The 14,273-nt window shown below is 58.6% G+C and carries 10 protein-coding genes; 3 read left to right on the forward strand and 7 right to left on the reverse strand.

Annotation, left to right across the window (positions count from 1 at the left end; translation table 11 throughout):
* Positions 1-253 precede the first annotated feature (253 nt).
* The 6 genes from U9R25_09475 to U9R25_09500 all read right to left on the reverse strand — a co-directional run bounded on the left by U9R25_09475 (position 254) and on the right by U9R25_09500 (position 10,437).
* Positions 254-1,339, reverse strand: a complete 1,086-nt coding sequence (locus U9R25_09475) for a LysM peptidoglycan-binding domain-containing protein (protein ID MEA3336125.1) — start codon at positions 1,337-1,339, stop codon at positions 254-256.
* A 178-nt stretch (positions 1,340-1,517) separates the two neighbouring features.
* The gene (locus U9R25_09480) at positions 1,518-3,374 is read right to left on the reverse strand and encodes a 6-pyruvoyl-tetrahydropterin synthase-related protein (GenBank protein MEA3336126.1); all 1,857 of its coding nucleotides are present in this window, start codon (positions 3,372-3,374) and stop codon (positions 1,518-1,520) included.
* 205 nt (positions 3,375-3,579) lie between these two features.
* The gene (locus tag U9R25_09485) at positions 3,580-4,137 is read right to left on the reverse strand and encodes an NUDIX hydrolase (protein MEA3336127.1); all 558 of its coding nucleotides are present in this window, start codon (positions 4,135-4,137) and stop codon (positions 3,580-3,582) included.
* Positions 4,134-6,098, reverse strand: coding sequence for a hypothetical protein (locus U9R25_09490; GenBank protein MEA3336128.1), 1,965 nt, complete (start codon positions 6,096-6,098; stop codon positions 4,134-4,136). The genes U9R25_09485 and U9R25_09490 overlap by 4 nt, the downstream gene beginning before the upstream one ends.
* On the reverse strand, positions 6,095-7,918 hold the full coding sequence (locus U9R25_09495) for a hypothetical protein (GenBank protein MEA3336129.1): 1,824 nt from the start codon (positions 7,916-7,918) through the stop codon (positions 6,095-6,097). The genes U9R25_09490 and U9R25_09495 overlap by 4 nt, the downstream gene beginning before the upstream one ends.
* Positions 7,919-8,046: 128 nt before the next feature.
* On the reverse strand, positions 8,047-10,437 hold the full coding sequence (locus U9R25_09500) for a tetratricopeptide repeat protein (GenBank protein ID MEA3336130.1): 2,391 nt from the start codon (positions 10,435-10,437) through the stop codon (positions 8,047-8,049).
* A gap of 179 nt (positions 10,438-10,616) precedes the next feature.
* Between U9R25_09500 and U9R25_09505 the strand changes: the two genes are divergently transcribed.
* A complete protein-coding gene (locus tag U9R25_09505; GenBank protein ID MEA3336131.1) occupies positions 10,617-11,066 on the forward strand; it encodes a hypothetical protein in 450 nt (149 codons plus the stop codon).
* Between the two features lie 56 nt (positions 11,067-11,122).
* Positions 11,123-11,719, forward strand: a complete 597-nt coding sequence (locus tag U9R25_09510; GenBank protein ID MEA3336132.1) for a hypothetical protein — start codon at positions 11,123-11,125, stop codon at positions 11,717-11,719.
* A gap of 234 nt (positions 11,720-11,953) precedes the next feature.
* Here U9R25_09510 and U9R25_09515 read toward each other — a convergent pair whose 3' ends face one another.
* On the reverse strand, positions 11,954-12,601 hold the full coding sequence (locus U9R25_09515; GenBank protein ID MEA3336133.1) for a helix-turn-helix domain-containing protein: 648 nt from the start codon (positions 12,599-12,601) through the stop codon (positions 11,954-11,956).
* 750 nt (positions 12,602-13,351) lie between these two features.
* Here U9R25_09515 and U9R25_09520 point away from each other — a divergent pair.
* Positions 13,352-14,035 carry a tetratricopeptide repeat protein gene (locus tag U9R25_09520; GenBank protein ID MEA3336134.1) on the forward strand — a complete coding sequence of 228 codons (684 nt, stop codon included), beginning with the start codon at positions 13,352-13,354 and terminating at the stop codon, positions 14,033-14,035.
* The last annotated feature ends 238 nt before the right edge of the window (positions 14,036-14,273 follow it).

Genomic DNA, 14,273 nt, shown 5'->3' on the forward strand with positions numbered 1-14,273 from the left:
GAACGGCTTGTTCGGCCCCCCTAACCCCCCAGAGGGGGGAATTCCCAATCACCCCCCTTTGCGAGGCAGGGAATGACGCTCCGGTCTGACCACCCCCCTTAGGGGGGCCGGGGGGGAGGACGGGAACGGCTTGTTCGGCCCCCCTAACCCCCCAGAGGGGGGAATTCCCAATCACCCCCCTTTGCGAGGCAGGGAATGGCGCTCCGGTCTGGTCACCCCCCTTTGCGAGGCAGGGAATGACGCTCCGGTCTGGTCACCCCCCTTTGGGGGGCGGGGGGGGGAGCGAAGGCAGCCAGAGGAACAGGCGCGGCTGGCTGAGAAAGCTTGTTGCCCACAAGGCACCCGGCTGCCCGGTCGCGCTGCGCACATTGCGAGCCACCTGTACCGACCAGTTGAAGCGGTGGTTTTCTGACGCGGTGTCAGTCAACCAATCTTCTGGGACTCGGAAGCTCGTTCCAAGGGTCGGCTGCGTCAACTCGGCGCGGAGATTGCCCTCCGGGCTAACCCGAACGACATAGACCTCATCGGGCGCCAGCGTCCCAACCGAGAGCCACTGCAAAACCACCGGCTGGCCGCCCAGTTCCGCTCCATCGAGAGGAAAGAGAAGCTGCGGCGCGGGCCAGGGAGGACCAGGCGTTGCTGTTGGAGTAGGCACGGGTGTCGCCGTGGCCGATTCCACCGGAACTGGTGTGGCCGTTGGGATCACCGTTCCGACCGGCACGACGATCTGGTCGCCCGGGCGAATGATCGTATCCGCGTTGATGATCTTTTCATTGGCCGCAACAATGGCGCCGGCGCTGCTTCCCAGCCGGCGGGCGATATTATCCACCGTATCGCCGGCCTGCACTACCACCAGGTAGATGGCACTTTCTGGCGTAGGAGTTGCCGTGGGCAGGGGATTGCCATCCGCGTCGCGCGGCACCGGTTCAGGTGGAATCTTCAGCTTCTGATCAATCCGAATCAGATCGCTGGTGAGGCCATTGAAGATCAGCAAGTCCTCGACGTCTACAGCAAACTCGGCCGAGATCCTCTCGACGGTGTCACCGCGCACCACGGTGTAGATGATCGGGGTCGGCGTTGCTGCAGGGGTTGGCGAATCTGCCGGCGTCAGCGCAGCAGTTGGGGCGACTTCTCCAGAAGCTGCTGCTCCGGAAGATTCAGGCGTGACGCTGCGCGCAATGGCCGTCAGTTGTGGTGGTGCACCCGTCGATTCGGGGCCGGCGCCCGTCGTCCACCATAGAAACGCCACGCCAAGAGCCACGAGTAAAAGGACCAGCTCTCCTATCGGCACCCGGAAACCCCCGCGACGCTTCTGTTCCTCCAACGCATACCCGCACATAAAACAAGTGTCCGCCCGTTGCGCGACATGTTGTCCGCAGTTAGGGCAGTAGCGGATTGGTCGCAGGTCGGATGAGAGTTCAGGTTGGTTAGGCATGTCAAGATGTCAGAATACCATTATGTCAAGATGTCGGAATACCAGAGTGTCGGAATGCCAGATAGCTGATACGTGTCGCGTTTCATTTTTGGCAATCGGATGGTTTGGGCCGATCCCAGAGTAAGAGGAACAGGATGAAGACCAGGCTAAGAAGAGAGATGATCGCGCCAAGCGTACGAACGGGTGTCGTGCCATGGCGGATTTCGACCATGTGCTGCCCGGCGGGCAGGTCGACGGTGATCAGGCCATAGGGTGCTGCGTTTCCGTGCGACACACGCTCCCCATCGATGGTGGCAGCCCAGCCCGGAAAGTCGTAGGTAAGGAACTGCAATGTCAGCGGTTCGGTTGCCTCCACATCGACCGACACGGAGGCGCCGCCAACCCGCTGCCCGCGGAGCTGCCCGGTGCCGTTCAGGATCACCACCTTTTCCAGGGGCTGCCCGGACCGGTATTGCCCGACCAGGGGTGTGTCTGTCGGAGCCGCATCGGCGTACACCGTGATGCCAATCATGTCCGGATGCTGCGTTTCGAAGTTGATGATCGATAGCGCACTCTCGTTCTCGGGACGAATATCTGTGTACTGCGGTGCCGTGTAGGGAAAGCTGGACAATACCACGACCAGCGCCATCACGTAAGCAGCCGGGGTATCCAGATTGAATGGCGAGGGACTATTGGCGAGGCGCAGCAGGTTAACGACAGCGCCGCCGGCCAGAACCGCCACCGTCAAGGAAACCAGTCCCAGCAGTCGCCAGGGAAACTGAATGAGAGCCAGAGGACTCACGGAATCCCAAACAGGCTGGGCAACCGGCATCATCAATACCAGTAGCACCAGCGTCGCCAATGCAAAGAAGGCAGTGGTAGATCGGCCGATCGCCTCACGCCTCAATCCGGCCACCAGCCCAGCCAATGCCAGCCCGGCGCCGATGATTCCCAGCTGAAAGCCCATGCCATCCCCGATGCCCAAAGGATCATCGGAATAGCCAAAGCCCCAGAATGGATCCAGGAATTGGTTGAAAAAAACGAAGTGTTGCCGGTAGCTGTAGGTACCCTGTACCCACTGGGACTGCACGATGTACTGTCGCTCCAACAACATAGGTAACAAAAAGATCGCCGCCAGGCCGACGGCCAGCAGCCCGGCAACCAGCGCGCTCAAGCTGCTTTGCCAAAGGCTGGTCCAACCAGCATGCTGTGGCGGCTGTGTCTCCGGAGTTGCAGCCATGCCAGAAGTCTGGGCAACGCCAGGGTCATGCCGTTCATGAGAGCCGATGGCACTCCGGTAGCTGCGTCGCACCACGGCAAAACCCACGTAGGCCATCAACAGCGGCGTAAATATCAGGATGCTGGCGGTGTGGGTGAGCATCAGGCCGGCCAGGGCCAGCGCGGCCAGCGCCACCCGCCGCGTTCCACCCCTCTCAATCAGGTCGTCGAATGCCAGCAGTACCCAGGGAAACCAGGCCATTGCACAGAATTCGGCAAAGGCCGCACGCACGGAGATGGTCAGCAAATGATAGGGCGCGTAAACATAGATCAGGGCCGCCACCAGGGCCGCTGCCCGTCCCAGGGAGGTGTCACCCCACCAGCGACGCGACAACAGGTACATGCCCCAACCACCGGCAACAAAGGCCAGGGCCCAGGTTACTTTCACCGCCGCTGTGAAGCCCAGCCCCAGCAGGTGGAAGAACTCCGCCACGAAGTAGGCCAGGGGGGCGTAGAGCAGCCACAAGGGATAACCAAAACCCAGGGCGTGATCGGGTCCCCAACGGGGCCAAAGAGCACCATCGCGGATAGCCGAGTCGAACTCGACCAGGAAAAAGACAGAATGCCCGGCATCGTGCGCGTCAAAGAAATAGCCCGGGCTGAACAGCGGGGCCACGGCAAAAACAGACAGCATAAGCAGGAAAATCAGTTCCCTGTCAATGTTGACACGCAGTCGGTTCATGGTTATCAGAATGTCAGAATATCAGATGGTCGGATGGTCAGAATGTCATGATTTCGCATCTCGATACGAAGTCCCGTAGCGGATTTTGGCATCTTGACATACTAAAGTGATTCCTGATAGATACCAGGAGTTTGTAAGCAGTCATCCATGCTGCGCGAGCATCTCATAACCCTTGGTTTCAAAGTGGCATTGCTTTAGCACCACATCAACCCAACGCCTCGGCAACCACATCATGCGCGATGGCTCGCCAGCGGCCCCAATAGCTTCGTTCACCGGGAATATCCCGCAGCCGAACTGCCACCGCCGGCAGTTCCTGGGGCCATACCGCTATTACCTGCTCGACCTCATCCTGATCAAGTCTTGGGAAACCACCAACCTCCTTCAAATGAAAGAGGTAGGAAACGAAAGGAACAACGATCTCTTCGAAGGCCAGCCTGTAGGACAAAACGGCCAGAAAACTTTGGATCTGAACCTGAAGACCGGTCTCTTCCCCGACCTCCCGGGTGAGTGCGTCCAGCACCGGCTCCTGCAGACCCACACCACCGCTCAAGAGCCGGAAAACGCCGTTACGATAGTGGGCCTTGCGATGCAACAACACGCGCCCATCGGGACGTTCCAGGGCAAACACGACCTCGCCTCGGCGATCTCCATACCTGCGGAAGCGGGTCAGGAATAGCTGCTCGCCGATCGGCAGGTCATACTGCTCCCGCCGCGGTTGCCCGAAACGGCCAGAAATGGCCTGGACTTCCCCTTCGTCGATCATATGCGTCTCCAGATACCAAATAGCAGCCGGCCAAAAACAAGCAGGCCAAACAGGAACCATCCGAGCAGGGATATCCGCTTGCTGACCGTTCGAATCGTCGTATCATCGAAGCGCACGAGTACGTAGTGTTCCCCTTCGGGCACCGGGACGACGATGCGTGCCAGCGGTCCATCCTCCCGCTCCAGGGGCAGTTCATCGATGACAGGCCCATCCTCGCTTTCCAGCAGATAGGCCCGCCAGCCAGGGAACCAGGCGATATTGAAGACCAGCTTCTGGTCGGCAGCGCCTACGTGCACCCAGAGCTTTTCGTGGGCACTGCCCATGTCCAGGCTCCACACGGCCAGGGTCTCATTCTGGGGCATCTGGCGATAGTCTATCTTGCTGGTCACGGCGGCGGCCTGCCGGGCAATGGCAGCTTCCTGCGCCTCTCTTGTCGCATCGGGACCGAGCGGTGGATCATCGGCCTGCACATAGAGTTCCGCCATGTCAGACCACATTTCCCGCTGTGAGAGATCGACCCACTTGGGCGCACCTGTCATCCGATCACTGCTCTGTTGAAAGCGCATCAGCGCCGCGTAGCTGACCGGGCCTTGCTGCGGCGTCGGATCCGACGTTCGGGTCTGAAGATAGGGATAGCTACCCAGAATCACCAGCAACACCAGAAGGACCGTCGGCAGGTTCAGGCGGGAGTTGCGGTCCTGTTCCTCGGCGCGGCTGCGACTGGGAAGCAGGTCAAAGCCGCTGCGAGCGACGCTGCCTGCCAGGATCGCCAGGGGAGCGGCTGTCAACATCAGCCAACGCCAGGGAAACTGGGCATAGCTGACAAAGCCGAGATTACGCCAGGCCCAGAGGGAAACCGGCAGCATCAAAAAAATCACCAACAGCAGCCAGCCCCAGAAAAAACGCATCTCCCGGCGCTGCGCCGGTGGCATTCGACGCAATCCGGCGATTCCAATAATCGCCAGCACCACCGGCACGACGCCCAGTTGAAAGCTCAGACCACCCTGCTGCAGATCGTCAGGGCCAGGTTGGCTGATTCCAAAACCCCATCCAGGCTGGAAGAGCTGGTGTGGATAGACGAAGTGCTGCTCCGGAGCATAGTAGCCGCCGTACCACTGATCCTGGTTGACGTATTGCGATTCCGACAGCGCAGGCATCCAGAAGAAAGCGCTCATCAACAGGCCAAGAAAGATGCCAATGGCGGGCGCTGCGCTGATCCGGATCAGGTTGGCAATGAAGGGCAGCAGGGACTCCTTGGAAAGTTTGCGCAGCGGCTGCTCCTCGTTGATACGATTCAGCAGCAATAACAGGGCATAGAGCCCCAGCAAAGGTGTAAAGATCAACGCCACCAGGTTGCTGGTCAACATCAACCCGCAGTAGGAGAGAGCGATGCCCACCGTCGGCCAAACCAGAGATCGTCCATCGCCAGGACGGCTGGACTCGAAGGCCGAGCGCACGCTCCACAGAATGAAGGGCAACCAGGCCATGGCGACATATTCCGCCAGGCTGGCCCGCACATAGACCTCCAGCAGCCGGTAGGGGATAAACACATAGGCCACGGCAGCGATCAACGCAGCGTTACGCCCCAGCCAGGAGCGCGCGAAGCCATACATGCCGATGCCGGAAGCCAGCATGGCAAGCAGGTAGACCATCTCGACGCTCAGGGTAAACCCGAATCCGAGAAAACGGTAAAAGAGCATTCCGATGAAGGTGGGTAGCGGCCCGTAGATCAGGAACATGGGATAGCCGTAGCCCCACGAGAAGTCGGGGGACCAACGGGCCAGCCAATCGCCATCGCCCACACCCTGGTTGTACTCAAAGATGAAATAGACGTCGTGGCGAGCGTCGTGGGCGTTCCAGAAATAGCCGGGCGCCAACAGAGGCGCCGCAGCAACCAGTGTAAGCAATAACAGCAGCAACAGCTGGGGGCTTAGCAAAGAATGGCGTGATTGCCCGTTCACGACCCCACCTCCAGGACGACTTTATCGTCGCCATTGGCGGGTAATCGCTGGCCGGTCTGCCAATCGTAAAGGCCCAGATAGATCTGGCGCACATCGCCAGCGCGCCCGGGATCGATCTCCAGACGATAAACGTTGGACACGATCTCGCCCAGCGCCCAGCCTGTCGTCGGGTAGGACTGCCCTTCGAGCTGCGGCGGGCCATCCCACTGGGCGACTCTGCTGCCGTTCTCATCCACGGCATGCACGAAGACGTTGTAGTCGACCTCCACTGGCTGGAGGGCTTGCCAATCGACGGTGATCGTCAGCGCCTCACCTGCCATCCCGGAGGGACTATCGATCGCACCAGTGTCCTCTATGGCAGCCTCGGCAGGCTGGGCCACGTTTGCCGTCAAAAGCGTGATGGTTTCGTCGCCGAAGATGCTTGCCACATGCAGGTCGGGCAGAGATTGGGTGTACCGCGGAGCCAGGTAGCCATAGCTGCTCAGCACGACGAAAGCCAGCAGGGCTGCCCAGATCGCTTGCGCGGCCAACCGTCGTTCAAGCAGAATGACGCTGCCGGCAGCCAACGCCAACCAGGGGCCGGCAAGGACAAGGAGTTGCCAGGGATAAGCGAGCGTTGTCGAGAGAAACGGCAGCAGGCTCCACAGGGGCCGGGCCAGGGTCGTGGCAAACAAGGTCACTACCAGCACCGCCAGAAGGGCGAAAACAACCGCGTACCTCATGTCGTGTGATGCACGACCACCCAGGTAGCCCTTGCTCGCGGAGTCCTGCGTGGCCCCCTCTCGACCTCCGTCAAATAAAAGCAACGCCGCAAGCATCGCCAGGCCAACGGCAGCCAGGCCCAGTTGGAAGGGTGGATCTCCTTTCCAGTCGGGTGTACTGCCACCGAACTGCCACAACGAGGAGAAAAGCTGATAGGGATGCACGGCATGATCGCCAAATCCGCCTGGATCTCCCCCTGCCAGAGTCAGCGAACCGTGCAGAAGCCAATCGATGACCGATCCCAGCAGCAACCCGGCAGCAATAGCGGCCGCAGCCGGTAGCCGTCCCGATCGCGTGCCGGCCGGCCAAAACGCCCAGGCCAGCAAGATCACCGAAGCCCACAGGGCCAAACCGGGCTGGCTCAGAAAGAGCAAAACTATGCCAACGGCAATCGCGGTCAACCAGCCGGCCGTTGCGGTGCCAGACTGCTCCGGGGTCTGCCCTGCAGGGTCACTCCCGGCTACGATCCTGACATGGTTGATGGCCCACAGGACCCATGGCAGGCAAGCCAAAAAAAGCGCCTCGCCGGGCACACCCCGCAGGTAGATGATTGAAAGCAGGTATGGCCAGAACATCAACAGAGTGCCCGCCAGCACGCCGGCCCGTTCGGCAAAGACCTGCAGTCCCTTGTCGCGGGCAGAGGTGGTTGCCAGAAGGCGTATCCACAGATAGGCACCAAGGCCGCCCATCACGATGCTCAGACCGAAGACTACCTTGAGGGCAACGATCCCGCCCCAAAAAGGCTGAACCAACGAAGCCAGCCAGTAGGCCAGCGGCCCCTCGCCAGCCAGTGATCCCGCTTGTTCGCCGAGGGTCGGAAGCCAGCGCAGTTTGTTGCCCGAGCCTGCCAGTTGCTCCAGATTGAAGACAGCCAGGAAACCACTGTGAACCTGAAAATAGCCCGGGTAGAGCAACGGTGCCCAGGCGATGACAGACAGGAGGAATAGCAGAAAGGGGTAGATATTGAAGCGTCGTCGGGCAACCTGCCGAACATCAGCTTCTTGAAAATCAGAGGACCGGCTGGTTTGCCGGCCCGCTGCAACGGTCGCATTCGACATGTCCGCGATTATAGCATATTAACTGGTTAACTGGTTAATTACTGAATTGCTGAATTGTTTTCAAGAATCGGATGCTGCAAAATGTGATATGTTTTGAGGCAAGGTCGAGGATAAGATGCAAGCCGAGCTTAGGCGGCCTCTTCCGGCGCACCGGTCACCGTTGCCAGTCCGGAACGACACCTGGCGATCCCCTGCTCGTTCCCCTGTTTGGAAAAAAGGGCGAGACTCTCCTTGTAAAGCCTCGCTGCAAGCGGGTAATGGCCCTGAGACTGCACCAGGTGCGCGAGGTTGTGGAGCACATCGGCGATACTTGCCTCAAGGGACATCTTCCGTAACAAGTCCAGGCTCTCATCGTAGAGCGCGGCTGCCTGCTGGTAGTCACCCTGTTGCTGCGCCACCTGCGCGAGAATGTTGAGCGAGAGAGCGCGCACTACCCGTTCGCCGACCTGGCGGTGCATGACAATACTTTCCTCAAGTCGGGCACGCGCTGCGTCAAGGTTGCCTTGTAGCGAGTCCGTATATCCCCAGTTCATTAGTGGGATGCCGATACCCCATTTGTCGCCCGTCTCGCGAAACAGGGTCAGGCTCTCTTCAAACCGGGAACACGCACCGCTGTGGTCATGTCGTAGCAGATGCGCTTCCCCGACAACAGCGAGCGCGAGGGCCACACCCCATTTGTCCCCCGCCTGGCGGAATAACGCCACAGCCTCCTCGGCTGCGAGTTGGACTGAATCGCAGTCGGCCTGATAAGCCATTACCAATGCGAAGGCAGTCAGGGCCAGGGCCAGTTCCCATTCCTGTTCCTGCGAAGAGCCCAGTTCCCTGTAGATGAGGATGCTCTCCTCCAGAAGCAAGCGCGCAGCAGCAAGGTCGCCCGGCCAGGCCAACGCACCTGCCCCGGTCAGCACTCTGGCGCGCAAGGCGGGCGGGGCATCACTTCCTCTCTCCAGCGCTTTGGCCGACCAGTCACGCCCTTCGCTCAAGTAGCCGCGAATAGTCCAGAACCTCCCCAGTGCCCCGGCCAGTCGCAACCCCGCTTCGGCGTCCGCGGCGCGTTCAATGAACCATGCCAATGCCGCCCGCAGGTTGCCGTTCTCTGCGTCCAGCCGATCCAGCCACACCTGTTGCGCGCCAGTTCGCAGATGCGGATCGGCTTCCTCCGCCAGAGCCAGGTAGTATTCGGCATGTCGCTGCCGGATCATCTCTTCTTCGCCTCTCTCTGTCAGCCGCTCCAGTGCGTACGCGCGAATTGTCTCGAGCAGCGTGAAACGTGGCTCGCCGCCTTGCTCATGTTGTACAACGAGGCTGTTGTCAACCAGCGACGTCAGTACATCCAAGACAGGCGAGACATGATTATTGACGCCCCATGTCACTCTTTCTGCGGCTTCCAGCGTCCAGCCGCCAATGAACACGCCAAACCGGGCCAACAGCAACTGTTCTTCCGTCGTGAGCAGGGCATAGCTCCAATCAATCGCGTTGTACAATGTGCGGTGCCGAACTGGGACATCGCGCAGTCCATCCGTGTGCAGCATCAGCCGTCCGCCAATCCGTTCCAAAAGTGTCTTTGGCGGCAGCACTTTAGTCCGGGAAGCTACCAACTCGATCGCCAGTGGTAAACCGTCCAGATGGGCGCAGATAGCGGTGATCGCTGCGGCATTGTTTGCAGTGAGGATAAAGTCGGACCTGACGGCCCGGGCGCGCTCGGTGAACAAGGTAATGGCAGGGTAACGCATCAGTTCCGCCGTTTCATAACCATCATCCGTCCTGATGGGCAATGCCAGCGGAAGGACGGGAAACTGTCGTTCACGCCGGATGCGCAGCGGCGCACGACTGGTGACCATAGCGCTCAACCAGAGGCATTCGGCTAACAGTTCGCTGACGAGTGGCGCGGCCGTTACTACTTGCTCAAAGTTGTCCAGCACGAGCAGCATGTGCTTGTCGCGCAAATATTCTTTGAGACGGTCGGCGAAGGAGTAACCGCCAGCCTTGTTGACACCGAGTGTCCGGGCGATGGTTGCAGCAACCAGGTTCGGATCGCCGACGGGAGCAAGTGCGACGAAATATACACCATCGCCAAAATCGTCGAGCAGGCCAGCCGCAACCTGGATCGCCAGGCGTGTCTTGCCGACACCCGGAGGACCGGCAAGTGTGAGCAATCGGGTATCGGCGTCCACAAGACACTTCCGCACGGCGGCTACATCCTGATCACGCCCGATCAATGGGGTCGGCTGCGCGAGCAGGTTCGTAAGGTGGCGGCTGCCCCGGGTGGATAGTGCCGACCAAGGCGCGCTCGCCCCCATTCGCGCAAATCTCACGAATGTTGGGCGTTCATCGTCGGCAATGCCCAGATGCTCGGCAAGCAACCCGGCGATTTGTTTGGATGGTCGCCGCTCATTCGCCTCGATCTTTTGAATGGTGATCACGGCGCACCCCACTTGCCGCGCCAGCTCCTGCTGGGTCAGGTCGAGTGCTTTGCGGCGCTGTTTGAGCCACTGTCCGAATGATGTGTCGCCACGCATCTCCATTTTCTCACTTGCGCATTGCAACGGCCAATAAGTGGATGGTGTGTCAGAGACGATTATACCACATTTTGTATTAGTGATTGTATGACCGGCTGTATGACTCCGATCTTCTAATCAGCACCGCAGTTTAGTATGATAACTACAAAGACTACTCTTCAAACGAAAGGAGACGAGCCATGCCTAGACAATTGACTGCACCAACCAGACTTCTGCTCGTGAGCGTTGTACTCGCCCTGTTGCTTGGCAGCCTCGCCGCGTGCAGTGCTGTACCAAGTGCGCCGCCGCCCGGAACATACACCGCCACGCTTGTGGAGGCGGACCTTCCATCGGAACTCCCGGACGAAGTCCGCGCATTCTTGCAGGGGACTTGGGAAATGACCTTCGGCGACGACCATCGCTTCCAGGGCTACAAAGACGGCGACTTCATGGTTGAAGGGCGCTATACATCGACACAAGACCAGATCGTGTTTACTGATGAGAAAGGCCCGGCAGCAGACCCCGACATACCGGGTACCTACAAGTGGAATTTCGACGGGAAAACACAGACATTGACGCTGACACTGATTGACGACGAGAGCTTGCGGGCCCTGGTGCTGGCGGCGCACCCGCTGACCAAGCAGAAGTAGCCGCTGATGCCTTCGCTAATCCACCCAATCCACAAAATGAATGGAGGTAACATCCGATGAAACCCAAGAGAATACTTCTAGTCGTTGTTGTTCTCATTGTACTGCTGCTCGTCGTGCCAGGCGTCCATGCCAAGGTTCGCACTGACGGCGGAGGAGACATGCCGTTTTATGCGCGCATAGCAGCGGATGAAATCTTCCACACCGACGATTGGGCCGCTATCGTCTTCTACCGTCCACCAGGATGCGTGCCAGTCGGGTTCAACCTCCTCGAGTTCTACGATTTTGACGCGTTCGGTTGCAGGCCGCCTACCACAGATGGGTTCATTATTTGGGAAGCCGAGCCTTGGCTTTCTGCACCCATCCAGATCAAGCTGCACGGCCTGGGCGCAGTGCCAGTGTGGTTTGTACGCTGGCCAGAACTGCAGGGCGCAGTTAAGGACGGAGTGCTGACCATCTCTGAATTGGAAGAGATGCAGTCGTTGCTGATCGGTTCTGCCGGCTTTTACAAGGAAACGTTGCATCCGACTGGTGGAGCACAGGTCCCCATGATCCAGTTCGTGGCTCATGGCATGTTGCAGGATGGGCGATCCTTCAAAGTGCATGCAACGTTAGCGTCGGTGGGTGCTACGAACGTACACATTACTTTCCGGTGAACGAGAAGACCGCTTGAAGCAGGGTCTGAGCAACACTGCCTGTGGGCGCGGGAACCTGCTGAGGTGGGCGGGGTGCTTTTTTTGCCGTTATTTGCACGGGCCGGCCAACGATTGCGTAGCCTGCCTGCGTTCTGGCTTCTGGCGCTGCTCAACCAGAGCCAGACTTTGCTTTCAGCGCAGCGTCCTCTGCTGCGAAGCAGGCCAGGTTAACGCGTGATTGGGTTTTGTGCGCCTTCAATCTGTTTTGACAATATCATCCAGCGTCAGATTGAGCGCGTTGGCAATTGCTGATAATACCTCTGTTGTTCCTGTGCGCTTCCCTGATTCAATTTGTGATAGATACGGTTTACTGATCCCTGCTGCCTCCGATAATTGCTGTTGGGTTAGCTCCCGATATTGACGCCAAACGCGAATAGGGTTTGCACCATCTAAGATGGCATATACGATTTCGCTGGGGATTGTTTCTTCTCCCTGTTCAATAGCTTCCAGAGTTGCATCATAATCGCGAACATCTCGCAGCATTTCAGCTTCTGCCGCCAAACGTAAATATTCTTTGTAGGGAATAACTGCCCATTCCGGATTTCCATCTCTTTTGATTATTTGCACGTTCATCGGTAGATACCTCCAAGAGAACCAACTTTCAGCACCAATATCTTTCAGCACCAATATTATGAGTTCATCTTCTTGCACAGCATATATCACTCGCCAATCTCCCACTCGTAACCGATAACCTGGTCGATTTTGCAGCTTGGTTACATTGGCATACTGTGCGTAAGGATCTTCTGCAATTTGATCCAATCTCTTGCGCATCCGGTTAACTACATCACGAGGTATCCGCCGAAGAGATTTGTATACTTGCCTGGTGAATACGATTTTGTACACAAGACTATATTAGCACATCGCTAACAGTTTTGCAAACCCCAAACTGAACCACACCCGCAGATAGCGGTCGGGCTGGTTGAAAACGTCCGCCGCTGGGAACCATGGGCACGGGACCATGAGGGAGGCGGACGAGATCAAGCAGATCTTACTCCACAATCAGAGTCCCGGAAAAAACCAAGAAGCCCTCTGGAAGGCAGGGCTTCTTGGCTCCCATTGTGATGCCAGGCCAGTGCCACATTATGCCAGGCCGCAGAAGCACCACATTTTCCTGTGCATCAGTTTATTCGCAATATGCTCTCGCCTTCGTCAGGAACACCGGACGCTGCCCACGTAAAATTGCCACTCTGGTGCACATGGCGACCAATCCAGCTTTCGAATTCTTCACTTGCTTCTGTGACTATGCCATTCGTCCGCCAATTACTGTTTTTTCCATGACGGACTGTGGTAGTGCCACTGTCTTCTCCAGCCAGGAGCACGTTTCCATCATCATCCACAATCTCCCAACTCATATCGTAGTGGCTTGCCTGTCCGGAAGGCCACATGGCACCTGGATCGAAGGGCCAACTTTGGATTAGGATGTGCTCCCAGCGCGAGTGGAGGCGGTGATCGCAAAACGCATCGACCGGCTTGATCCGAAATTGCAAGAGATCATCAACGTCGCCAGTGTGGAGGGGGAAGTGTTCACTCGATCAGGCGCGCAGCGACCACACAACGATCCTCCAGATCGCCCACACTGCTTGCGAATATCAAGTGGAATGGCGCGCCTTTCTCGACCTGGGAAAGCTATGGGCCTCTCGCGACTACAACCAGGCCCGAGACTGTTTCGAGGCTGCGCTGGAACTGGCCCGTCGTATGGACGAACCCGCGTTTCTGGCAGACAGCCTGAATTGGATGGGCAATTGGCACGGGAATGCCGAAAACCCCCTGACGGCGGCCGAGTATCATCAGGAAGCTTTGGAGATCGTTGAGGCGTTGGGAGACCGGCAGGAGCTGGCGAATACCCTGGATCTGTTGGGAATCGCCAACCTGCTGGGCGGCGATTTTGCCACCAGCGTCCAGTACTATGATCGGGCCATAGCGCTTTACCGGGAGTTGGATGACCGCCCCAGGCTTGCGTCCAGCCTGATGGGCCGCGCAACAACTGTTTCGGGGCTGGTTTGGTTGGCGTCGGTCCCAGCTACTCTGCCCTGTGACCCCACGTTTGATTTCCATGAGGTCCTTCGAATCGCGGGGGAGGTTGACTTGGCCTCAGAAAAGGTCTGGGCGCATTGGTCTTTGGGCCTGTTGCACACTGTGCATGGTCATTTTGGGCGTGCTCTGAAGGTTATGCAAAAAGGTTTGCGTTTCGCCTCCGAGATCAGACACAGAATCCCGGAAAGAATTCTCAGCGGCACGCGAGATCATCCAGGAGTTAGCCGCCACTATCCCCGATGAAGCATTGAAGGAGAATTTTCTACAGCGCGCCTGTCATACACTCGATACGACGTGAAAGTGGCCCCCTATCGTCCTTCCGGCTAACCCATAAAGGGAGCTACGCACAGCCTCGACTCCTACCCATCCGACCGCCGTGTCCCCCCTCCCCGTGTCTCCGCATCCCCCCTCCCCGTGTCTCCGTGTCCCCCCTCTCCGCGTCTCCGCATCCCCCCTCCCCGTGTCTCCGTGTCCCCCCTCT

The sequence above is a fragment of the Chloroflexota bacterium genome, from assembly GCA_034717495.1.
Lineage (GTDB): Bacteria > Chloroflexota > Anaerolineae > JAAEKA01 > JAAEKA01 > JAYELL01.

Bases quoted from the DNA above. Each gene is read 5' to 3' on its own strand.
- U9R25_09475 (MEA3336125.1), bottom strand. From the start codon at position 1,339: ATGTGCGGGTATGCGTTGGAGGAACAGAAGCGTCGCGGGGGTTTCCGG.
- U9R25_09480 (MEA3336126.1), bottom strand. From the start codon at position 3,374: ATGAACCGACTGCGTGTCAACATTGACAGGGAACTGATTTTCCTGCTT.
- U9R25_09485 (MEA3336127.1), bottom strand. From the start codon at position 4,137: ATGATCGACGAAGGGGAAGTCCAGGCCATTTCTGGCCGTTTCGGGCAA.
- U9R25_09495 (MEA3336129.1), bottom strand. From the start codon at position 7,918: ATGTCGAATGCGACCGTTGCAGCGGGCCGGCAAACCAGCCGGTCCTCT.
- U9R25_09500 (MEA3336130.1), bottom strand. From the start codon at position 10,437: ATGCGTGGCGACACATCATTCGGACAGTGGCTCAAACAGCGCCGCAAA.
- U9R25_09505 (MEA3336131.1), top strand. From the start codon at position 10,617: ATGCCTAGACAATTGACTGCACCAACCAGACTTCTGCTCGTGAGCGTT.
- U9R25_09510 (MEA3336132.1), top strand. From the start codon at position 11,123: ATGAAACCCAAGAGAATACTTCTAGTCGTTGTTGTTCTCATTGTACTG.